This window comes from Streptomyces sp. NPDC001880 (assembly GCF_053594575.1).
On the sequence record NZ_JBSFET010000009.1, the window covers coordinates 108291 to 128798 of the forward strand.

The 20508-nt window shown below is 70.3% G+C and carries 21 protein-coding genes; 14 read left to right on the forward strand and 7 right to left on the reverse strand.

What is annotated here, in order from left to right; all coding sequences use genetic code 11:
* Positions 1–26 precede the first annotated feature (26 nt).
* Positions 27–1475, forward strand: a complete 1449-nt coding sequence (locus ACWCQ6_RS08275) for a Gfo/Idh/MocA family protein (RefSeq protein WP_451086699.1) — start codon at positions 27–29, stop codon at positions 1473–1475.
* Positions 1476–1594: 119 nt separating this feature from the next.
* Here ACWCQ6_RS08275 and ACWCQ6_RS08280 read toward each other — a convergent pair whose 3' ends face one another.
* Positions 1595–2386, reverse strand: a complete 792-nt coding sequence (locus ACWCQ6_RS08280; protein ID WP_451086701.1) for a metal-dependent hydrolase — start codon at positions 2384–2386, stop codon at positions 1595–1597.
* Between the two features lie 138 nt (positions 2387–2524).
* Between ACWCQ6_RS08280 and ACWCQ6_RS08285 the strand changes: the two genes are divergently transcribed.
* Complete coding sequence (locus tag ACWCQ6_RS08285) at positions 2525–5038, forward strand: DEAD/DEAH box helicase (protein ID WP_451086703.1); 2514 nt, start codon at positions 2525–2527, stop codon at positions 5036–5038.
* Positions 5039–5073: 35 nt separating this feature from the next.
* The gene (locus ACWCQ6_RS08290; RefSeq protein ID WP_451086705.1) at positions 5074–5433 is read left to right on the forward strand and encodes an acyl-CoA thioesterase; all 360 of its coding nucleotides are present in this window, start codon (positions 5074–5076) and stop codon (positions 5431–5433) included.
* A 13-nt stretch (positions 5434–5446) separates the two neighbouring features.
* Here the strand turns inward: ACWCQ6_RS08290 and ACWCQ6_RS08295 are convergent, their stop codons facing one another.
* Positions 5447–5698: a DUF6011 domain-containing protein gene (locus ACWCQ6_RS08295; protein WP_451086707.1), complete on the reverse strand. Its 252-nt coding sequence runs from the start codon at positions 5696–5698 to the stop codon at positions 5447–5449.
* Between the two features lie 69 nt (positions 5699–5767).
* On the opposite strand from ACWCQ6_RS08295, the gene ACWCQ6_RS08300 reads away from it, so the two are divergent.
* A complete protein-coding gene (locus tag ACWCQ6_RS08300; RefSeq protein WP_451086709.1) occupies positions 5768–6433 on the forward strand; it encodes a hypothetical protein in 666 nt (221 codons plus the stop codon).
* Between the two features lie 37 nt (positions 6434–6470).
* Here ACWCQ6_RS08300 and ACWCQ6_RS08305 read toward each other — a convergent pair whose 3' ends face one another.
* Together ACWCQ6_RS08305 and ACWCQ6_RS08310 are read right to left on the reverse strand one after the other, a co-directional pair.
* Positions 6471–6767, reverse strand: coding sequence for an SHOCT domain-containing protein (locus ACWCQ6_RS08305; protein WP_451086711.1), 297 nt, complete (start codon positions 6765–6767; stop codon positions 6471–6473).
* 281 nt (positions 6768–7048) lie between these two features.
* A complete protein-coding gene (locus ACWCQ6_RS08310; protein ID WP_451086713.1) occupies positions 7049–7498 on the reverse strand; it encodes a DUF6325 family protein in 450 nt (149 codons plus the stop codon).
* Positions 7499–7732: 234 nt separating this feature from the next.
* On the opposite strand from ACWCQ6_RS08310, the gene ACWCQ6_RS08315 reads away from it, so the two are divergent.
* A complete protein-coding gene (locus ACWCQ6_RS08315; protein WP_451086715.1) occupies positions 7733–9502 on the forward strand; it encodes a cation:proton antiporter in 1770 nt (589 codons plus the stop codon).
* A gap of 509 nt (positions 9503–10011) precedes the next feature.
* Positions 10012–11436 carry a DUF2252 domain-containing protein gene (locus tag ACWCQ6_RS08320; RefSeq protein WP_451086802.1) on the forward strand — a complete coding sequence of 475 codons (1425 nt, stop codon included), beginning with the start codon at positions 10012–10014 and terminating at the stop codon, positions 11434–11436.
* 245 nt (positions 11437–11681) lie between these two features.
* Here the strand turns inward: ACWCQ6_RS08320 and ACWCQ6_RS08325 are convergent, their stop codons facing one another.
* Positions 11682–12122, reverse strand: coding sequence for a DUF7144 family membrane protein (locus ACWCQ6_RS08325; RefSeq protein ID WP_451086717.1), 441 nt, complete (start codon positions 12120–12122; stop codon positions 11682–11684).
* Positions 12123–12160: 38 nt separating this feature from the next.
* On the opposite strand from ACWCQ6_RS08325, the gene ACWCQ6_RS08330 reads away from it, so the two are divergent.
* Both ACWCQ6_RS08330 and ACWCQ6_RS08335 read left to right on the forward strand, forming a co-directional pair.
* Positions 12161–12478, forward strand: coding sequence for a hypothetical protein (locus ACWCQ6_RS08330; protein WP_451086719.1), 318 nt, complete (start codon positions 12161–12163; stop codon positions 12476–12478).
* A 231-nt stretch (positions 12479–12709) separates the two neighbouring features.
* Positions 12710–13198: a glutathione peroxidase gene (locus tag ACWCQ6_RS08335; RefSeq protein ID WP_451086804.1), complete on the forward strand. Its 489-nt coding sequence runs from the start codon at positions 12710–12712 to the stop codon at positions 13196–13198.
* 78 nt (positions 13199–13276) lie between these two features.
* Here the strand turns inward: ACWCQ6_RS08335 and ACWCQ6_RS08340 are convergent, their stop codons facing one another.
* On the reverse strand, positions 13277–14503 hold the full coding sequence (locus ACWCQ6_RS08340; RefSeq protein WP_451086721.1) for an acyl-CoA dehydrogenase family protein: 1227 nt from the start codon (positions 14501–14503) through the stop codon (positions 13277–13279).
* A 173-nt stretch (positions 14504–14676) separates the two neighbouring features.
* Between ACWCQ6_RS08340 and ACWCQ6_RS08345 the strand changes: the two genes are divergently transcribed.
* Positions 14677–15327, forward strand: a complete 651-nt coding sequence (locus tag ACWCQ6_RS08345; protein ID WP_451086723.1) for a TetR family transcriptional regulator — start codon at positions 14677–14679, stop codon at positions 15325–15327.
* A 13-nt stretch (positions 15328–15340) separates the two neighbouring features.
* On the opposite strand, the gene def is transcribed toward ACWCQ6_RS08345, so the two are convergent.
* Positions 15341–15886, reverse strand: coding sequence for a peptide deformylase (def, locus tag ACWCQ6_RS08350; RefSeq protein ID WP_451086725.1), 546 nt, complete (start codon positions 15884–15886; stop codon positions 15341–15343).
* A 114-nt stretch (positions 15887–16000) separates the two neighbouring features.
* Here def and ACWCQ6_RS08355 point away from each other — a divergent pair, with 114 nt between their 5' ends.
* The 5 genes from ACWCQ6_RS08355 to ACWCQ6_RS08375 all read left to right on the forward strand — a co-directional run bounded on the left by ACWCQ6_RS08355 (position 16001) and on the right by ACWCQ6_RS08375 (position 20461).
* Positions 16001–17239 carry a Mur ligase family protein gene (locus ACWCQ6_RS08355; RefSeq protein WP_093550998.1) on the forward strand — a complete coding sequence of 413 codons (1239 nt, stop codon included), beginning with the start codon at positions 16001–16003 and terminating at the stop codon, positions 17237–17239.
* A gap of 34 nt (positions 17240–17273) precedes the next feature.
* The gene (locus tag ACWCQ6_RS08360; protein WP_451086727.1) at positions 17274–18002 is read left to right on the forward strand and encodes a type 1 glutamine amidotransferase; all 729 of its coding nucleotides are present in this window, start codon (positions 17274–17276) and stop codon (positions 18000–18002) included.
* A gap of 143 nt (positions 18003–18145) precedes the next feature.
* The gene (locus ACWCQ6_RS08365; RefSeq protein WP_451086729.1) at positions 18146–19174 is read left to right on the forward strand and encodes a 6-phosphofructokinase; all 1029 of its coding nucleotides are present in this window, start codon (positions 18146–18148) and stop codon (positions 19172–19174) included.
* 111 nt (positions 19175–19285) lie between these two features.
* Positions 19286–20236, forward strand: a complete 951-nt coding sequence (locus ACWCQ6_RS08370; RefSeq protein WP_451086731.1) for a cytochrome c oxidase assembly protein — start codon at positions 19286–19288, stop codon at positions 20234–20236.
* Positions 20237–20302: 66 nt separating this feature from the next.
* Entirely contained in the window at positions 20303–20461 is a 159-nt protein-coding gene (locus tag ACWCQ6_RS08375) for a hypothetical protein (protein ID WP_451086733.1), read from the forward strand.
* Positions 20462–20508: the final 47 nt, after the last annotated feature.

Genomic DNA, 20508 nt, shown 5'->3' on the forward strand with positions numbered 1-20508 from the left:
CGTCAGACCCCCTTCACGGAGGATCGATGAACGACGCAGCACAGCAGAACGACGGTACGCAGGGCGGCGACGAGGGCTCCATGAGCCGCCGCTCGGTGCTCTGGACGACCGCCTCGGTGGCCGGCGCCGGGCTCGGGCTCGGCGCCCTCGGCAGCTCCACCGCGTACGCCGCCACCGGCCGGGGCCCGGAGGCCGCCGCGGACCAGGCGCAGACTCCGAAGCGCCAGGGCCGGACCATGGTGGGGGTCCCCTTCGACCGGCGCTCCACGGTCCGGGTCGGCATCGTCGGGCTCGGCAACCGCGGCGGCAGCATGATCGATCTCTTTCTCGCCGTCAGCGGCGTACAGGTCGTCGCCGTCTGCGACCCGGTCAAGGCGAAGGCCCAGCGGGCCGCCGCGAAGGTGACCGCCGCGGGTCAGCCGGCACCTGCCGTCTACACCAACGGTGAGGACGACTACGAGAACCTCTGCAAGCGCGGAGACATCGACTTCGTCTATGTGGCGACGCCGTGGGACTTCCACTTCCAGATGGCGAAGACCGCCATGCTGAACGGCAAGCATGTCGGTGTGGAGTGTCCGATCGCCCTCCAGCTCGACCAGCTCTGGGAGCTGGTCGACCTGTCCGAGCGCACCAGGCGCCACTGCATGCAGCTGGAGAACTGCTGTTACGGGCGGAACGAGATGCGGGTGCTGCGCATGGCGCATGCCGGTCTCTTCGGTGACCTGCTGCACGGCGCCGGCGCGTACAACCATGATCTGCGTGGCCTGATGTTCGACCCTGACTACTACGAAGGCCCCTGGCGCAGGCTCTGGCACACCAGGCTGCGGGGCGACCTCTACCCCAACCACGGGTTCGGCCCGGTCGCCAACTACATGGACATCAACCGCGGAGACCGTGCGGTGAGCATCACCAGCGTCGGTTCCCCGTCCCTCGGACTCGCCGAGTACCGCAAGAAGAACATGCCGGCCGGCGACCCGAGCTGGAAGGAGACCTATATCGAGTCCGACCGGACGATCAGTCTCGTCCAGACCGCCAAGGGACGGGTCATCCGGCTGGAACACGACGTGTCCACCCCGCATCCGTACTCGCGGATCAACAGCCTCGGCGGCACGAAGGGCGTCTTCGAGGACTACCCCGCCCGGATCTACATCGAGCCCGACCACACCAACGACAACTGGGGCGACTTCTCCGAGTACCAGGAGTGGGACCACTGGCTCTGGAAGGAACACGCCAATCCGCCGGGCGGTCACGGCGGCATGGACTACATGCTGGTGTTCCGGCTGATGCAGTGCATGCGTCTCGGCCTCGTCCCCGACTTCGACGTGTACGACGCGGCGACCTGGACGTCCCCCGTGCCGCTCAGTCACCTGTCCATCCGGGCGAAGGGTGCGCCGCAGCAGATCCCGGACTTCACCCGCGGTGAGTGGAAGAAGGCCCGCTCCGGCATGGACTCGGAGAACCCCGAGAAGGCCTGAGCGGCCGGCCGGGCACGGGCCCTGCCAAGGCCCGGCCCGGCCGTTCGCATCGCGGCCTCGGCGCGATACGGACAGCCCTGGGACGGCCCGGGCCTCGGGCGGCCCAGGGCGGTGCGCCGTCAGATGAAGTTCAACGCGGCCGCTCCGCTCACTCCCCCGAGCACCATGAACGCCGGCATGAGCACCTTCAGCTCCACCCAGCTCCCGGCCCGGAACCGCATGGCCTTCGGCGGGCCGACCGGGTACCAGCGCTTGCGGCCGATCGGGATGGGCCACAGGATCGGGCAGCCGGAGACGGTCAGCGCGTCGCCGATGTCGTGGACGAGGGCGCCGAGCACGATCGGCAGCCCGAGCCACAGATACTCCTGGCCGGGGGCGGTGAACAGCCAGTCCGAGCCGTTGCCGGGTTCGTCCAGGACGCCGGCCAGTATCCAGGCGCTGGTCGCGCCGAGCAGCCAGACCAGGACGTCGCTGGACACCCGGGCGGCCCGCCACAGCAGCCCTTCGACGGCGAGCACCAGATGGACGAAGAGGATCGCCAGGACCGCCCACCGGCCGCCGGTGACCGCCGCGGCGGAGGCCCCCGCGCCGATCAGGACGGCCCAGACCCAGGTGTGCGTCAGGGTGCGGTGGCCGCCGTTGCGGTGTGAGTCGCCCCGCATCCTGGTCGCCTTGTAGACGGCGTGCGAGAGCTTGTCGACGATCTCGCAGAGCCCCCGGGACACCGGCCCGAAGGCGCGCGAGATGGTCGCGGACTTGTGGTCCAGGTCCGGGGCCAGCGCGGCTCCGGCGGTGATCAGCGCCCCGACCACGAGGACGGGCCACGGCATCGCGTGGCCGGCGGCCGCCGCCGCCGCACCCACCCCCAGCCAGGCCGCCGCCCCTGACAGAGAGTGTGCCGGTCCCATCATGGTTCTTCCCGCCCCCGGAGTCGTATCGCTGCCATTGCCGTCACGGCACGGCCGAGTTGAGTGGGAAGCGTATCGCCCGTGATCTTCATACTGTCGTCCGGTTCCCTCATCCGGGCGGAAGGCAGGCAAGATGGGGGCGTGACCCTTATCGATCAGCTGCCCCCGACCGACGACCCCGACGACCTCTTCGAGGCTTTCTCGTCATGGACCGAGACGCGGGGCATCACCCTCTATCCGGCCCAGGAGGAGGCGCTGATCGAAGTGGTCTCCGGCGCGAATGTGATCCTTTCCACCCCGACCGGTTCCGGAAAGAGCCTGGTCGCGGCCGGTGCGCACTTCACCGCGCTGGCCCAGGACAAGGTCACCTTCTACACCGCGCCGATCAAGGCTCTGGTCTCGGAGAAGTTCTTCGACCTGTGCAAGCTGTTCGGTACGGAGAACGTCGGCATGCTCACCGGCGACGCCTCGGTCAACGCCGACGCCCCGGTGATCTGCTGCACGGCCGAGGTGCTGGCCTCCATCGCGCTGCGTGACGGCAAGTACGCCGACATCGGCCAGGTCGTGATGGACGAGTTCCACTTCTACGCCGAGCCGGACCGCGGCTGGGCCTGGCAGATCCCGCTGCTGGAACTGCCGCAGGCGCAGTTCGTCCTGATGTCGGCCACGCTCGGTGACGTCCGGATGTTCGAGGAGGATCTGACCCGCCGTACCGGCCGCCCCACCTCCGTGGTGCGCTCCGCGACCCGGCCGGTCCCGCTCAGCTACGAGTACCGGCTGACCCCGATCACCGAGACCCTCACCGAACTCCTGGACACCAGGCAGTCGCCCGTCTACATCGTGCACTTCACCCAGGCCGCGGCCGTCGAGCGGGCGCAGTCGCTGATGAGCATCAACATGTGCACGAAGGAGGAGAAGGAGAAGATCGCCGACCTGATCGGCAACTTCCGCTTCACCACCAAGTTCGGCCAGAACCTCTCCCGTTATGTACGGCACGGCATCGGCGTGCATCACGCGGGCATGCTGCCGAAATACCGGCGCCTGGTGGAGAAGCTCGCCCAGGCCGGTCTGCTGAAGGTGATCTGCGGTACGGACACCCTCGGCGTCGGCGTCAACGTCCCCATCCGCACCGTGCTGTTCACGGCGCTCACCAAGTACGACGGCACCCGCGTCCGTACGCTGCGCGCCCGGGAGTTCCACCAGATCGCCGGCCGTGCGGGCCGGGCCGGCTTCGACACGGCGGGCTTCGTCGTGGCGCAGGCGCCCGAGCACGTCATCGAGAACGAGAAGGCGGTCAGGAAGGCGGGCGACGACCCGAAGAAGAAGCGCAAGGTGGTCCGCAAGAAGGCCCCCGAGGGCTTCGTCGCCTGGTCGGAGACCACCTTCGACAAGCTGATCCAGTCCGACCCGGAGCCCCTGACCTCCCGTTTCCGGGTCACGCACACCATGCTGCTGTCCGTGATCGCGCGTCCGGGCAATGCATTCGAGGCGATGCGGCGTCTGCTGGAGGACAACCACGAGCCGCGCCGGGCGCAGCTGCGGCACATCCGCCGGGCCATCGCGATCTACCGTTCGCTGCTGGACGGCGGTGTCGTGGAGCAGCTCGACGAGCCGGACGCGGAGGGCCGGATCGTCCGGCTCACCGTCGATCTCCAGCAGGACTTCGCGCTCAATCAGCCGCTGTCCACCTTCGCGCTGGCCGCGTTCGACCTGCTGGACCAGGACTCCCCCTCGTACGCCCTGGACATGGTCTCCGTCGTCGAGTCGACGCTCGACGACCCCCGGCAGATCCTCGCCGCGCAGCAGAACAAGGCACGCGGTGAGGCCGTCGGGCAGATGAAGGCGGACGGCGTCGAGTACGAAGAGCGGATGGAGCTGCTCCAGGAGGTCACATACCCGAAGCCGCTGAGCGAGCTGCTGTGGCACGCGTACGACGTCTACCGCAGGAGCCACCCGTGGGTGGGCGACCACCCCGTCTCGCCGAAGTCCGTGATCCGTGACATGTACGAACGCGCCATGACGTTCACGGAGTTCACCTCCAACTACGAGCTGGCCCGTACCGAGGGCATTGTGCTGCGCTATCTCGCCAGTGCGTACAAGGCGCTGGAGCACACCATCCCGGACGACCTCAAGTCCGAGGACCTGGAGGACCTGATCGCCTGGCTGGGTGAGATGGTCCGCCAGGTGGACTCCAGTCTGCTGGACGAGTGGGAGCAGCTGGCCAACCCGGAGGTGGAGACCGCCGAGGAGGCGCAGGAGCGGGCCGACGAGGTGAAGCCGGTCACGGCCAACGCCCGTGCCTTCCGGGTGCTGGTGCGCAACGCGATGTTCCGCCGGGTGGAGCTGGCCGCTCTGGACAAGGTCGGTGAGCTCGGTGAGCTGGACGGCGACGCGGGCTGGGACGAGGACGCGTGGGGCGAGGCGATGGACGCCTACTGGGACGAGTACGACGACCTGGGCACCGGTCCGGACGCCCGCGGCCCGAAGCTGCTGAAGATCGACGAGGACGCGGCGCACGGTCTGTGGCGGGTCCGGCAGACCTTCGCCGACCCGAACGGCGACCACGACTGGGGCATCAGCGCGGAGATCGACCTGGCCGCTTCCGACGAGGAGGGCCGGGCCGTGGTCCGCGTGACCTCTGTCGGTCAGCTGTGAGGGCGTAACGCCGTGGGGGCGGCGTCGCTGGGAGAGTGGGGGACGAACGGCATGACGAATCCCGCCGAGCGCCTGGTCGATCTGCTCGACCTGGAGCGGATCGAGGTCAACATCTTCCGTGGGCGCAGCCCGCAGGAGTCCCAGCAACGGGTCTTCGGCGGGCAGGCGCTGGTCGCGGCCGGCCGGACCACCGACGAGGGCCGGCCGTGGCGTCGCTGGACCACGCGATGTGGTTCCACCGGCCGTTCCGGGCCGACGAGTGGTTCCTGTACGACCAGGAGTCGCCGGTCGCCACCGGCGGACGGGGGCTGGCACGTGGCCGGATCTACGACCGCGGCGGCAATCTGCTGGTTTCCGTGGTGCAGGAGGGGCTGTTCCGCCGTCTCGGCGAATAGTCCGCTGCCCGGATCAGATGCCGGGCAGCGGGTCCTGCTCGACCTCGTGGCGGCGGGTGCGGATGTCCGGCGGCGCGGGGTGGAGTTTGGCGTCGCAGGCGGGGCCGAGGCCGGTGCGGCGTGATTCCGTACCGGTGAGCGAGCGGCCGCACATGCGGCAGCGCACCACTTGTCGCCGGGCAGGGCGGCCGGCCGGGTCGTCCTCGGGCGAGGGCTCGGTGCCGGTTGCGGAGATGGGCTCGGGGAAGGGCTCGGCGGTTTCCACGGATCGATCTTCTCAGGACGTCCGTCCGCTGTGCGACGTCCTGGCAGCACACAGCGGAGGAGTTCACTGGTGAGCAGCGTGCTGACCTTGAAGCCGGTCGGCGTGGAGATCTCGCCCGTCGGCCATGTCATCGAGTTCGCCGACGCGCCCGGCGGCGCGTCCCGGGTGGTCGCCCATGTGGAGCGCGAACTGCCGGAGGGCGGGATACCGGCGTATCTCGCGGCCCGCAGGACGGGTGCGCGTTCCCTGGTCCTGTGGGCCGACCCCGAGCGCCGGGCCCGGCTGGCCACCCTGGTCACCGCGTCCGCGGCCGACGGCGTCGCCACGTACCGGGTACTGGGCGCGCAGGGCGAGCTCATCGGCACGCTCGTCCGGGAGAAGGCCCTCTCCGGCAAGGGGCTGCGGACCCGCTGGACGGTCGCCCAGGCGGGCTGCCCGGAGGCGGTCGGCCTCAAGGGCCGGATCTTCTGGTGGTACGTGTGGTGGCTGCTGTTCCCGATCCAGGTCGCGATCGGTGTGGGCAGTCTCCTGAGCGGCGGGGGCGATGTGGCACGCGGGCCGCGGCGCATCATCTGGCGGGCCGGCCGGGAGGTTCCGCTGGAGTTCCTCTCGGACGACGACGAGATCCATGTCCACGCGCCATGGGTCGACTGGCGGCTCGCAGCCGCGCTGAGCGCGCTGATCCGTACCTTCGACAGCTGGCTGGGCACGCCCTGGGACGACAAGCGCACATGAGCCGGGTGCGCAAGGCGGGGCCGCACGGCCCGGCCGGTCAGGAGGCCAGGATCCTGGCCTTCTGTGCCTCGAACTCGCTCTCGCTCAGCACTCCCTGGCTCTTGAGGTCGCCGAGGTCCTTGAGCTGAGCGATCTTGTTGCTCATCTCGTCCTCCGGCGCGAGGGACGTGGCAGCCGGGGGCGGGGGCGCCGCGGCGGCCTGCTGGGCCTGCGCCTGCTCGGCGTCCTGGCGCGCCCAGCGGCCCGCCTGCCGTCGGGAGACCCGGTTGGAGACCGAGGTGGCGGTTCCGGCGATCACCGCTGTACGGGCGACGCCTCGAAGAAGGCCTGGCATGGTGCATCTCCTTATGAACTGGCTCTGCGGGTAGGGCATGCGATCCGCTGCGCGGGCCGTCCGGCCCAGGACGGTGACTCAGAGGCTGTCGGGTGACCTCCGACCGGGCGGCCACGCCCTGGCACGCACGCTTCCCGCGTTGTCGTCGGTCGCCAACGCTCCTTCCCCGAGCTCTCGGCTCCGCTCGAGCAGGGGAGGCCCCATCCGACTCCCTCCTCCGCCTTGGAACCGCTCGCACCGGACCGCGTCCGCCTTCCGATCCGAGGTCACCCGGCAGCCTCTCAGGCCTGGGCCCCGGCCTCGGCCGCGTCGAGCGACGCCAGGATCTCCTGGACCGGGATGCGCCCGTTGGCGACGAGGCGTCCTCCGGAGCGGCGCAGGGCGGCCGCGAGAGGTCCGGCCCACACGTTCTCGTAGATGACGATTGCGGCGGCGCTGCCGGCTTCGAGGACCGCGCTCACCTCGTCGATGTCGTCCCGGCCGAGCAGTCCTGAGGACACCCCTTCGAAGACGGCGAGGTCTTCGTGGCCGTTCGTGGTCAGCTCGGAGAGTTCCACGCCGTCCACCGTTCCGTCCTGGTTCTTCCTGACGAAGACCAGATCCAGGATCCGGATGATTCCCCGGTCGACCAGGTCGACCAGCAGGGGCAGTCCCTCGCCCGTCATCCGGCTTCCCGGGAACTCGATCACCAGGTAGTCGATCGGCCCCGTCTCGTCGGTCTCGCTGCTCACACCGGCTCCTCAGAATCTCGACTGCCCCGCGGTCGGCCGGGGCCTGTGTCTCCGTCATTGGAGCAGTGGGCGGGCCGGTGCGCATCTTGGTCAGGGGCACGGGGTCACGGACCCGTTGGGCCGTCGGAGGGACAGGGGGTCACTCCAACGGCCCAGTGGCGCGAGCCGCACCCTGCCTCTCTGCCACCGCCGCCGATGGTTGCCGGGCAGCACGGCGTCCAGGGAGGCACGGAGATGACGGCCGATGAAGTGATGACGGGGGTGGGCCTCATCGTGGTTCTGGCGGTCGGCTCCCAGCTGGTGGCGAGCCGGCTGCGGGTGCCCGCACTGCTGATCCTGCTGCCGGTCGGCTTCACCGCCGGGGCGCTGACGGACGACGTCAACCCCGAGAGGCTGCTGGGCGAGGCGTTCTCCCCGCTGGTCTCCCTCTCGGTGGCGGTGATTCTCTACGAGGCCGGGCTCGGCCTGGAGTTCGGGCGGCTGCGGGGCCATACGCGTCGCATCGTGGTCAGACTGATCCTGCTGGGGGCGCTCATCACCTGGCTGTCCGCCGCGCTGTTCGCCGCGCCGGTGCTGGACATGTCCAAGGGTGCGGCGGTGATGCTGGGCGCGATTCTCGTCGTGTCCGGGCCGACGGTCGTCGGGCCGCTGCTCAATTTCGTCCGGCCCTCCGAGCGGCTGCAACGCGTCCTGATCTGGGAGGGCTCCCTGATCGACCCGGTCGGCGGCGTCCTGGGGGCGCTCGTCTTCCACGCCGTCGTTGCCGGTGAACTCAAGGGTTTCGGAAGCCAGTTGGAGCAATTCTCGGCCAGCGTCGCGGTGGGTGCGCTGGGCGGCGTGATCGGGGCGGGTGTGCTGTGGCTGCTGCTGCGCCGTGCCCGGCTGAGCGAGGAACTGGCCGCTTCCACGCAGATCGCCGCGGTGATCGGGATCGCGGCCGCCTGCGACGCGCTCCGCGAGGACACCGGGCTCATCTCCGCGGTCGTGATGGGAATGGCCATGGCGAATCTGCCGGGCCTGGACCTTCCGGCCCGCCGGCCGTTCCTGGACACACTGGTCTCGCTGATCATCGGTCTGTTGTTCATCTCCATCCCGGCCACGGTCACCCCGGCCTCGCTGCGGCACGTGGTGCTGCCCTCGCTCGCGCTGGTCGCCCTGCTGGTCCTGGTGGTACGTCCGCTCGTGGCGCTGGTGGCGACGGCCGGGACCGATGTCCGCGGCGGCGAGCGGTGGTTCATCGGGTGGATGGCCCCGCGCGGCATCGTCGCCGCGGCGACCGCCTCCACCTTCTCCGCGACTCTGGTGGCGCGGGGCGTCGACGGCGCCGAACGGATCCTGCCCGCGACCTTCGTGGTGATCGTCGCCACCGTCACGCTGTACGGCCTGACGGCGTTTCCGGTCGCCCGGCGGCTCGGGGTGCTGCGCCCGTCCCGGTCCCGGCCGCTGCTGGTGGGCGGTTCGCCCTGGGCGGTCGACCTGGGGCGCGCGCTGAGCTCCGCGGGGCTGGACGTTCTGATGTGGGCGGGCAGCGGGCGCCAGCGGACCCGGATCGAGGAGGCCGGGCTGCCGCTGGCGCCGGGGGAACTGCTCGCTGCGGCCTCGGGTGCCGGGGCGGAGCTGGAGGGCATCACCGGTGTGCTGCTGCTCACCGAGGAGGACGGCTTCAACGCACTGGCCGCCATGACGCTGCGGGAGACCGTCGAGGGCCCGGTCCACCGGCTCGCTCCGGGCGCCGACAGCCAGGGCGTGGTGGCGCCGTACACCGGGGGCGAGCCCCTCTTCCGCCCCGGCCTGACCCAGCCGGAGCTGGCCCGCCGGTACGAGGCCGGCGCCCGGGTGCTGACGCGGCGGGCCGACGGGGCCGTCCCGGCCGGGCACGACGTGCTGTTCGTCGTACGCGCCGACGGGCGGCTCGCTCCGGTCACCCACGCGTACACCCCGGATGTCCGGCCGGGCGACACCGCCGTCCTCCTCGGTCCCCCGTCGCGGCCGCCGTCGCCCTGAGCGCCGTCGGCCCAGTGCCTCGTCCGTGGTCCGGACCGCCGTGATGAGCGAGAGACGGATGAACACCTTTCGGAAATGGCCGAGTTGCTCGCCGCTTGGGCCGATCTCCGCGGCGAACAGGCCGACGTGTTTGGCGTGGGTGAGCGTCCTCTCGAAGGCGTGGCGGGACTTGCGCAGCCGGCCCTCGCAGGCGAGTCCACGTACGGCCGGGGTCGTGCCGGCCCGTCCGCCACGCGGACGGTGAGGACCGCGACGGCCGGCTCTCCGGTGTTCGGGACCACGAGGATCGTTCTCGGTCCCGCTGTCCCCGGCCCCCGTGATCGCCCGCTCGGGCCGCCCGTGGCGGTGCGGGCGCGCGGCGTGACGGCGTGGTCCAGATGATGCCGGAACCGGTGCGAGCCGCGATGATCGGACTCAGGGCGGCGTCGCGCCGGCCGGTGCGGTGCGGCGGGAACGGTGCGCGCCCGTGGAGCAGTCAGGAGGTCCCGATGCCCAAGGACCCGGAGCCGATGCCCCCGGACGCGGCCTCGACGCTCAGAACGTCACCGGATGCGACACCCGAGCAGCGGGCGGCTCGCGGCAGGGGGGCGCGGCGCGGAATACCGCGATCGAGCCATGCCGAGTTCGAACCGTCGGCCGGCCGGCCCGACCCGCTGGCCGTCCTCGAAGCCCAGTGCGCGACCAGGCTGCCCGAGCTCGTACCGATCCGCTACGGACGAATGGCCGAGTCCCCCTTCCGCTTCTACCGCGGCGCTGCCGCGATCATGGCCTCCGATCTGGCCACGACCGGGGATTCCGGGATCAGGGCCCAACTGTGCGGCGACGCCCATCTGATGAACTTCGGGCTGCTCGCCTCGCCGGAACGGAATCTGCTGTTCGACATCAACGACTTCGACGAGACGTCGCCCGGCCCCTGGGAGTGGGACATCAAACGCCTGGCGACCAGCTTCGTCGTCGCGGGCCGGGCGAACGGCTTCACCGACAGGGAACGCGCGGACATCGTGCTGACCACGGTGAGGTCGTACCGGGAGTCGATGATCCGGTTCGCCGGTATGCGCAATCTCGACGTGTGGTACTCACGGATCGACATCCGCGGTCTCGAAACGCTGGTGTCCGGGCAGTTGGCGAAGCGCGGCCGCAAACGGCTGGCACGGGCCGCGGCGAAGGCCCGCACACGGGACAATCTGCAGGCCTTCGGCAGACTCACCGAGACCGTGCACGGCCGGCCGCGCATCGCGGCGGACCCGCCGCTGCTCGTACCGGTCGCCGATCTGCTCCCGGAGGGCGAGCGCGACGCGACGCAGGAGCAGTTCCGCGCCCTGATCAGGCGCTACGGACGGAGCCTGCCGTCGGACCGGCGGACCCTGCTCTCCGACTTCCGCTTCGTGGACATGGCGCGCAAGGTGGTCGGCGTCGGCAGTGTCGGCACACGGTGCTGGGTCATCCTGATGCTCGGCAGGGACGGCGAGGACCCGTTGCTCCTCCAGGCCAAGGAGGCCGACGCCTCGGTGCTCACGCCCCACACCGGCCCCGGCCCGTACCGGAACCAGGGCGAGCGCGTGGTCGCGGGGCAGCGGCTGATGCAGGCGGCGGGCGACATCTTTCTCGGCTGGGGGCAGGTGGAGGGGATCGACGGCAGGCGCCGCGACTTCTACGTACGCCAGTTGCATGACTGGAAGGGAATGGTCGGCCCGGAGGACATGGTGCCGTCCGGCATGCGTGCGTTCGGCGAGGCGTGCGGCACCACCCTGGCCCGCGCCCACGCGCGTTCCGGCGACCGGATCGCCATCGCGGCGTACCTGGGGCGTGGCTGCTCGTTCGACCAGGCCCTGACGCGTTTCGCCGAGAAGTACGCCGACCGGAACGAGCGCGACCACCAGGCTCTCGTCGACGCGGTTCGGGCGGGGCGGCTTCCCGCGGCCAATGACGTCTGAGCCTTCCCGGGAGGCGGTGCTGCCCGCTGGTCCGGGCGAATGGCAGTACGGGAATCACCGTGGGCGCACAGCGGGTGTGTCACGGCGGAAGCCGCGCCTTGTGCTTTCTGCTTGTGGACGCTTGCCGGACTGCGTGTTCCGGACGGGTTGCGACGCCGAGGAGACAAGGACCGTGCCGACCTTCACGGCGATGTCCGTGGGAGCGGTGGGCGGTGTCGCCCTGGTGACGGGCCTCTGCCGTGACCTCAGAGGTTCTTCTCCTCCTGCTGCGGATTCGCGCACAGCGCCCAGATGATGAAGACGTTGATGGCGATGAGCACGACGGACCAGAGCGGGTAGTAGGGCAGCCAGAGGAAGTTGGCGAGTGTTCCCAGACCCGCGGCCACGATGCCCGCCACACGGGCCCAGGCGGCTCCGGTGAACAGCGTGCAGCCGGCGAGAACGATGACGATGCCCAGAGCGAGATGGATCCAGCCCCAGCCGGCGAGGTTGAAGCGGAACACATAGTCGCGCGTGGCGATGAGCATGTTGCTCCTGGCGACGGCCGCGATTCCCTCGAAGATCGCCATCGCTCCGCCGAAGATCATCAGCACCGCGGCGAAGGTGGTCCAGTCGATCCGGATGGGCTGGTTCGGCCTCGGGGTGGCGTGGGGTGCCACACTCGGTCCGTTGGCGGTACTTGCCATGGTGGCCTCCTCGGGTAGCGGGCAACGCGGTGGGCCGAGTGGCCACCGGGGCCTCCCCGAACAAGAGTGTCACGTCGGCGCCCGGTCGGCAGGACGACCGTTTCCGCACCGCGCCCGCGTCGGCCCGCGGCCGGTCGCTGCTCGACGCCGCCGAGCGCTCGGCCGCCGGAACGGGCGTCACACTGCTGGCCCCGGACACCGAGAGCGGAAGTCCCGCCGAGCGGCTCCACCGTTCGGCGGGCTGGACGGAGTGCGGTTCGATTCCGGACTATGCCGCGGACCCGGCCGGGGTCCTGAAGCCGACGACGCTCTGCTACAAGGCGATCGGCTCCGCGCACGCAGTGCCTTCCCGGTGACTACGCGAGCGCCGGGCCTCGTGCCGATCTCCCGGACGGGGCACAGGAGTTCGACGCCCGGTGCACACCGTACGCGGGTCGCTCATCGGGGTCATGCCGCGTTCGACGCGGTGGCGGGACTTCCGCAGGCAGGCGGCGTGCGCGGGCCGCAGGCGGCCGGCGACCGGCTTCGTACGGACCGGCTCGGGGCGTGACAATGGCTGCGGAAGTCACATCTACGAGGAGACCCTCATGACGCTGCACGACATCCCGCTGCGCACCCTCGCCGGCGAGCCCACCTCCCTGGCCGACTACCGCGGCAAGGTGGTCCTGTTGGTGAATGTCGCGTCCAAGTGCGGGCTCACCCCGCAGTACGCGGGCCTGGTGAAGCTCCAGAACGAGTACGCGGACCGCGGCTTCACCGTACTCGGCGTGCCGTGCAACCAGTTCGCCGGCCAGGAGCCGGGAAGCCCGGAGGAGATCCAGACCTTCTGCTCGACGACGTACGGGGTCAGCTTCCCGCTGCTGGAGAAGACCGATGTGAACGGCGAAGGGCGCCACCCGCTCTACGCCGAGCTGACCCGGCTGGCGGACGCGGACGGCGAGGCCGGGGACGTGCAGTGGAATTTCGAGAAGTTCCTCATCTCCCCGGCGGGCGAGCCGGTCGCGCGTCTGCGCCCGCGCGTCGAGCCGGAGTCGCCCGAGCTCGTCACGGCCATCGAGTCCCTCCTGCCGGCCTGACATACCGCGTCCCCGGTCGCCGGACGGGCCGGAATCCGGGCCCGTCCGGCGATCGGGTGCAGCCCCGGCGGGACGGTCTCAGCGAATCGGCATGCCGGAGAGGGTGCGGGCGATGACCAGGCGCTGGATCTCGCTCGTGCCCTCGAAGATCGTGTAGATCGCCGCGTCCCGGTGCATCCGCTCCACCGGGTACTCACGGGTGAAGCCGTTGCCGCCGAGAATCTGGACGGCCTGGGCGGTGACCTTCTTCGCCGTCTCGCTCGCGTACAGCTTGGACATGGAGCCCTCGGCCGAGGTGAACGGCTTGCCGGTGGTCGCCATCCACGAGGCGCGCCAGACCAGCAGCCGGGCCGCGTCGATCTGCGTACGCATGTCGGCGAGCTGGAATGCGACGCCTTGGTTGTCGATGATCGGACGGCCGAACTGGGTGCGGGTCTTCGCGTAGTCCAACGCCACCTCGTACGCCGCGCGGGCGGTGCCGACCGCCATCGCGCCGACCGCCGGGCGGGACGCCTCGAAGGTGGCCATCGCGGCGTTCTTCACCCGCTCGCCACCGGAGGCGGCGCGCTCCCGGGCCCGTGCCAGGCGCTGGTCGAGCTTCTCCTTGCCGCCGAGCAGGCAGTGACCGGGAACCCGGACGTCCTCCAGGACGACCTCGGCGGTGTGGGAGGCGCGGATGCCGTGCTTCTTGAACTTCTGGCCCTGGGAGAGGCCGGGAGTGTGCGGCGGCACGATGAACGAGGCGTGCCCCTTGGAACCCAGCTCCGGGTCGACCACGGCGACGACGACATGGACGCCCGCGATGCCGCCGTTTGTCGCCCAGGTCTTGGTGCCGTTCAGCACCCACTCGTCCTTGGCCTGGTCGTACACCGCGCGGGTACGCATCGAGGCGACGTCGGAACCGGCGTCCGGCTCGGAGGAGCAGAAGGCCGCGACCTTCACGTCGTCGGCGTCGCCGTACATCTGCGGGATCCAGGTGCCGATCTGCTCCTCGGTGCCGTTGGCGAGGACGCCGACGGCCGCCAGGCCGGTACCGACGATGGACAGAGCGATGCCCGCGTCCCCCCAGAAGAGCTCCTCCATCGCCATCGGAATGCCGAGCCCCGTCGGGTCGAAGAACTGCTGGGCGTAGAAGTCGAGGGAGTAGATGCCCACCTTGGCCGCCTCCTGGATGACGGGCCAGGGCGTCTCCTCACGCTCGTCCCACTCCGAAGCCGCCGGACGGATCACATCCGCGGCAAAGCCGTGAAGCCAGTCACGGACCTGCTTCTGGTCGTCATTGAGTTCGAGCGTGAACTCCGCCATGTTCCCCTCCACGTACTGCCGTGAAAACCACTCGTTACTTGCGGTAACCGCAGTCTGTTACCGGCAAGTAGCCTCTGTCAACCGCCCGGGTTACCATCCGCACGGTGCTGGGCAGGGTGTTACGTTGCGCAGGCAGGACGCACATGTGCACGGCCAGGGCGGGGAGAGGCGACATGGAGAGCACACGACAGGCAGAGCGCCAGCGGACAGCGGCCGAGAGCCGCCGCCGCGAGCTGCTCGAAGCCGCCGACCGCGTGGTGCTCAGAGACGGGCCGGGTGCCTCGATGAACGCCATCGCGGCCGAGGCGGGCATCACCAAACCCATCCTGTACCGGCATTTCGGCGACAAGGGCGGGCTCTACCGCGCCCTCGCCAAGCGTCACACCGACGCTCTGCTGATCGCCCTGCGGGCGGCGCTCGACGCCCCCGCCGAGCGCCGCCGGCGCGTCGAGTCGACGCTCGACACCTATCTCGCGGCGATCGAGGCCCGTCCGCAGGTCTACCGCTTCCTGATGCACCCGGCCGACGACGCGGCGCCCGCAGCGGAGCGGGGTTTCGACGTCGGACGGCACTCGGCGCCGCTGCTGCGCCGGCTCGGCGAGGAACTCGCCCTGGTGATCGCCGAGCGGGTGGACCTGGGCCCGGACAGCGAGGCCATGGCGCGCATCTGGGGCCACGGCATCGTCGGCATGATGCACGCGGCCGGCGACTGGTGGCTGGGCGAACGCCCCTGCTCCCGTGAGCAGTTGGTGAGCAGTCTGGCCGATCTGCTGTGGGGCAGGCTGTCCGCCGCGGGCGACCGGCCGGGCGGCCCCGGATTCTGAACCGCGGACGTGGTCAGCCGGTGCGCGCCCAGGGCGCCCGACGGGCCGCGCGCAGCGCCCTCCTGCGACGCAGCCCGGTCAACCGGTCCGTGTAGACCTCGCCTTCGAGATGGTCGCACTCGTGCTGGAGACAACGTGCGAAGAAGCCGGTGCCGGTGACCCTGACCGGGTCTCCGTGGACGGTGAGGCCCTCGACGACGGCCCGGTCGAACCGCGGGGTGGCCGCTTCGAGGCCGGGCAGCGAAAGACAGCCCTCCGGGCCTCGTACGGTGATGCCGTCGGCCTCGACGAGCCGTGGGTTGACGAGATGCCCGAGGTGCCGGACGTCGTCGTCGTCCGGGCAGTCGTAGACGAACACCCGCAGCGGAACGCCGATCTGGTTGGCCGCCAGGCCGACTCCCTCGGCCGCGTACATCGTGGCGTACATGTCCTCGACGAGGCGGGCGAGCGAGGGGCCGAAGTCCGTGACGGGTTCACAGGTCCCGTGCAGCACCGGATCGCCGAGCAGGCTCATGGCACGAATCAGTCCGGAACTGCCGGGGATCGGGCGGTTTCGCATGGCCGCAATCGTACGTTCCACGTGACCTCCACCTTCCCGGCGGTGCCAGGGTGCGGCCGCCGCGCCGGACATCGATAGGCTGGGCGTGGACCGATGCAAGGAGGATCTAGGACGATGGCAGGCAACACGGAGCCGCTGTCGCCACGGGCCAAGCTGGCCGTGACGGCGGGAAAGGCCGCGGCGGCGGTGTCGCGCGCCGCCGGGCGCGGCAGCGGATCGGTGATCGGCGGCCGGGTGGCGCTCAAGCTCGACCCCGACCTGCTGGGGCGGCTGGCGCAGCACCTGGACGTGATCCTCGTGTCGGCGACGAACGGCAAGACGACGACGACCCGGCTGATCGCCGAGGCACTGCGGGCCGCGGGCCCGGTCGTGTCGAACGCGCTCGGCGCCAACATGCCGGCGGGCATCACCTCGGCGCTGGCGGGCGGCTCGGACGCGCAGTACGGCGTGATCGAGGTCGACGAGAAGTACCTCGCCGGAGTCGCGCGCGACACGACGCCGAAGGTGATCGCGCTGCTCAACCTCTCCCGCGACCAGCTGGACCGCGCGGCGGAGACCCGGATGCTGGCGGAGAAGTGGCGTGAGGGACTGTCCGGCTCGAAGGCCGTGATCGTCGCGAACGCCGACGACCCGCTGATCGTCTGGGCGGCGTCCTCCTCCCCCAATGTGGTGTGGGTCGCGGCGGGGCAGGCGTGGAAGGACGACGCCTGGTCCTGCCCCGCCTGCGGCGGCGTGATGCAGCGCCCCGGCGACGACTGGTTCTGCGGCGAGTGCGGATTCCGCAGGCCCGCGCCCAGCTGGGTCCTGCACGGCGACTACGTCCTGGACCCGCACGGTTCGGCCTGGCCGATCCATCTCCAGCTGCCCGGCCGGGCCAACAAGGCCAACGCCACCAGCTCCGCCGCCGTGGCCGCCGTCTTCGGTGTGCCCCCGCAGGTCGCGCTGGAGCGGATGTACCAGGTGCAGGCCGTCGCGGGCCGCTACGACGTGGTGTCCTTCCTCGGCCGTGAGCTGCGGCTGCTGCTGGCGAAGAACCCGGCGGGCTGGCTCGAAACGTTTTCTCTGATCGACCCGCCGCCCACGCCGGTGATTCTCTCCGTCAACGCCCGCGGCGCGGACGGCACGGACACCTCCTGGCTGTGGGACGTGGACTACACCCAGCTCGCCGGTCACCCGATCTTCGTGCTCGGCGACCGCAAGCTGGACCTGGCGGTCCGCCTCGAAGTGGCCGGTCTCGACTTCCGGGTCTGCGAGAACCTCGACGAGGCCGTACAGCAGTCCCCGCCCGGCCGTATCGAGGTCATTGCCAACTACACCGCCTTCCAGGATCTGCGCCGTCGTGTCGGCAACTGACCCCCGCCCCGGCCACCTCCGGAGAGGACGAAGCATGAGCAACAACGGTCTGCGTCTGGTCTGGGTCTACCCCGACCTCCTCAGCACCTACGGCGACCAGGGCAACGCGCTGGTGGTCGAGCGCCGGGCCCGGCAGCGCGGTCTCGACGTGCAGCGCGTCGACGTGCGCAGCGACCAGCCGGTCCCGACGTCCGGCGACATCTATCTGATCGGCGGCGGTGAGGACCGGCCGCAGCGTCTCGCCGCGGAGCGGCTGCGCCGCGACGGCGGGCTCAGCAGGGCCGCGTCCAACGGCGCGATCATCTTCTCGGTCTGCGCCGGCTACCAGATCCTCGGCCACGAGTTCATCAACGACCTCGGTGAGCGCGAGCCCGGCCTCGGCCTGCTCGATGTGGTCTCCACCCGTGGCGAGGGGGCCCGGTGCGTCGGTGACGTACTGGCCGACATCGACCCGAAGCTCGGCCTGCCGCCCCTGACCGGTTTCGAGAACCACCAGGGCGTCACCCATCTCGGCCCGACGGCACGGCCGTTCGCCCGGGTGCAGTTCGGCCGGGGCAACGGCACCGGCGACGGCACCGAGGGCGCGTACAACGACACCGTCTTCGGTACGTACATGCACGGCCCCGTGATGGCACGTAACCCGCACATCGCGGACCTGCTGCTGAAGCTGGCCCTCGATGTGAACGCGCTGCCGCCGACGGACGACCGCTGGTACGAGGCGCTGCGCGCGGAGCGCATCGCGTCGGCCACGCAGCCCGCCTGATGAGGCGTTTTCCGCTCGTCTGAGCGGAGTCCAGCAGGCGGACGCCCGGTTCGGTCCCGCCACCCTGCGCCGGTAGGGTGGCGGGGATCCAACCGGACGACGTGGTCCGGTCATCGGCCCACGTTGCAAAGGTTTCCCCGGCAATGCGAATTGGTGTGCTCACCTCCGGCGGCGACTGCCCCGGCCTCAACGCCGTCATCCGTTCCGTCGTGCACCGTGCGGTGGTGGACCACGGCGACGAGGTCATCGGCTTCCACGACGGGTGGAAGGGCCTTCTCGAAGGCGACTACCGCAAGCTCGACCTCGACGCGGTCGGCGGCATCCTCGCCCGGGGCGGCACGATTCTCGGTTCCTCCCGGGTCCAGCCCGCCCATCTGCGCGACGGCGTGGAACAGGCCAGGGGCCATGTCTCCGATCTCGGTCTCGACGCGATCATCCCGATCGGTGGCGAGGGCACGCTGAAGGCGGCCAACCTGCTCTCCGAGGCGGGGCTGCCGATCGTCGGCGTACCGAAGACCATCGACAACGACATCGCCTCCACGGATGTGACCTTCGGCTTCGACACGGCCGTCGGTGTCGCGACCGAGGCACTCGACCGGCTGAAGACGACGGCCGAATCGCACCAGCGGGTGCTGATCGTCGAGGTCATGGGCCGCCACACCGGCTGGATCGCGCTGCACTCGGGGATGGCTGCCGGTGCGCACGCCATCGTCGTGCCGGAGCGCCCGTTCGACATCGACGAGCTGACCGAGGTGGTCGGCAAGCGTTTCTCGGCCGGCAAGAAGTTCGCGATCGTCGTGGTCGCCGAGGGCGCCAAGCCCCGCGAGGGCACCTCCATGAAGGTCGAGCAGGGGATCAAGGACATCTACGGCCACGAGCGGTTCGCGGGGATGGCCACACAGCTCTCCACCGAGCTGGAGCAGCGCCTCGGCAAGGAGGCCCGCCCAGTGATCCTCGGCCATGTACAGCGGGGCGGTACGCCGACCGCGTACGACCGGGTGCTCGCCACCCGTTTCGGCTGGCACGCGGTGGAGGCGGCGCACCGCGGCGAGTTCGGCATGATGACGGCGCTGCGCGGCACGGACATCGTGATGGTGCCGCTGAACAAGGCCGTGGAGACGCTGAAGACCGTCCCGGCCGAGCGGTACGCCGAGGCGGAATGCGTGCTCTGAGCCGCACCCCGTGCTCCGAACTGCCCCCGGCCGCAGCTGCAGCCGGGGGCAGTCCTACTCTGGTCGGGACAACCGGCACGAAACGGGGATGCCCCCAGCAGGAGTGAACAGATGGATCACAGCGGGCACGGCATGAACATGGATCTGCCGCCGTTCACGCTGGGACGTGGGCTCCAGTTCTCCGCGGAACCCTTCTTCCTCATCGGCTGTGCCCTCGGCATAGTCCTGTACATGTACGCCGTGCTGCGGCTGCGCAGACGCGGGGACGACTGGCCGGTCGGCCGGATCGTGTTCTTCGTCGTCGGCGTGCTGAGCATCGCTCTGGTGATGTGCACCAAGCTCAACGACTACGGCATGGTCATGTTCAGCGTGCACATGGTGCAGCACATGGTGATCAGCATGCTGTCGCCGATCCTGCTGCTGCTGGGCGCTCCGGTGACCCTGGCGCTGCGTGCTCTGCCGGTCGCGGGCCGTGGCCGCACGGGTCCGCGCGAGTTGCTGCTCAAGCTGCTGCACAGCCGGTACATGCGGGTCATCACGCACCCGGCCTTCACGATCCCGATCTTCATCGCCAGCCTGTACGGGCTGTACTTCACCCCGCTCTTCGACTTCCTGATGGGTTCGAAGGCCGGTCACATCGCGATGATGGTGCACTTCCTCGCGGTCGGCCTGGTGTTCTTCTGGCCGATCATGGGTGTCGACCCGGGGCCGCACCGGCCCGGCTATGTGATGCGGATGCTGGAGCTGTTCGCCGGGATGCCGTTCCACGCGTTCTTCGGTATCGCGCTGATGATGGCGACGACGCCGATGGTGGGGACGTACGAGCATCCGCCGGCCTCGCTGGGCATCGACGCGCTGAGCGATCAGGGCTGGGCGGGTGGGATCGCCTGGGCCTTCAGCGAGATCCCCTCGGTGCTGGTGCTGATCGCGCTGGTCTTCCAGTGGTACCGATCCGAACAGCGGGCGGCGAAGCGATCGGACCGCCGGGCCGAGCGGGACGGTGACCAGGAGCTGCAGGCGTACAACGCCTATCTCGCCTCATTGCAGGCGCGCGGGCAGTAGCGGTGGGCACGCCTCAGGGGTGACGATGGCATCCACGGCCACACAGCCGACAAGGAGGGTGCGGGCATGTCCGGATCCACGAAGGCCATGGGAGTGCTCACGCTGACCGCGCTGGTCGTGGTCACCACCTACACGGTGGCGCTGGGGAGCAGCGGCTGGCTCTGGTTCGGCTGGGTGGTGCTCGGCCTGATCACCCTGGGGATGGCGGCGACAAGCGAATCCTGACCCCGGGGAGCTGCCGGCGGGCCGGTGCACCGGTTTCCGACGGCGGT

Excerpts from the sequence above, each read along its gene's own strand:
- ACWCQ6_RS08305 (WP_451086711.1), bottom strand. The coding sequence starts at position 6,767 with ATGCCAGGCCTTCTTCGAGGCGTCGCCCGTACAGCGGTGATCGCCGGA.
- ACWCQ6_RS08335 (WP_451086804.1), top strand. The coding sequence starts at position 12,710 with ATGACGCTGCACGACATCCCGCTGCGCACCCTCGCCGGCGAGCCCACC.
- ACWCQ6_RS08325 (WP_451086717.1), bottom strand. The coding sequence starts at position 12,122 with ATGGCAAGTACCGCCAACGGACCGAGTGTGGCACCCCACGCCACCCCG.
- ACWCQ6_RS08370 (WP_451086731.1), top strand. The coding sequence starts at position 19,286 with ATGGATCACAGCGGGCACGGCATGAACATGGATCTGCCGCCGTTCACG.
- ACWCQ6_RS08345 (WP_451086723.1), top strand. The coding sequence starts at position 14,677 with ATGGAGAGCACACGACAGGCAGAGCGCCAGCGGACAGCGGCCGAGAGC.
- ACWCQ6_RS08355 (WP_093550998.1), top strand. The coding sequence starts at position 16,001 with ATGGCAGGCAACACGGAGCCGCTGTCGCCACGGGCCAAGCTGGCCGTG.
- ACWCQ6_RS08365 (WP_451086729.1), top strand. The coding sequence starts at position 18,146 with ATGCGAATTGGTGTGCTCACCTCCGGCGGCGACTGCCCCGGCCTCAAC.
- ACWCQ6_RS08320 (WP_451086802.1), top strand. The coding sequence starts at position 10,012 with ATGCCCCCGGACGCGGCCTCGACGCTCAGAACGTCACCGGATGCGACA.
- ACWCQ6_RS08275 (WP_451086699.1), top strand. The coding sequence starts at position 27 with ATGAACGACGCAGCACAGCAGAACGACGGTACGCAGGGCGGCGACGAG.
- ACWCQ6_RS08280 (WP_451086701.1), bottom strand. The coding sequence starts at position 2,386 with ATGATGGGACCGGCACACTCTCTGTCAGGGGCGGCGGCCTGGCTGGGG.
- ACWCQ6_RS08360 (WP_451086727.1), top strand. The coding sequence starts at position 17,274 with ATGAGCAACAACGGTCTGCGTCTGGTCTGGGTCTACCCCGACCTCCTC.
- ACWCQ6_RS08340 (WP_451086721.1), bottom strand. The coding sequence starts at position 14,503 with ATGGCGGAGTTCACGCTCGAACTCAATGACGACCAGAAGCAGGTCCGT.
- ACWCQ6_RS08375 (WP_451086733.1), top strand. The coding sequence starts at position 20,303 with ATGTCCGGATCCACGAAGGCCATGGGAGTGCTCACGCTGACCGCGCTG.
- ACWCQ6_RS08315 (WP_451086715.1), top strand. The coding sequence starts at position 7,733 with ATGACGGCCGATGAAGTGATGACGGGGGTGGGCCTCATCGTGGTTCTG.
- def (WP_451086725.1), bottom strand. The coding sequence starts at position 15,886 with ATGCGAAACCGCCCGATCCCCGGCAGTTCCGGACTGATTCGTGCCATG.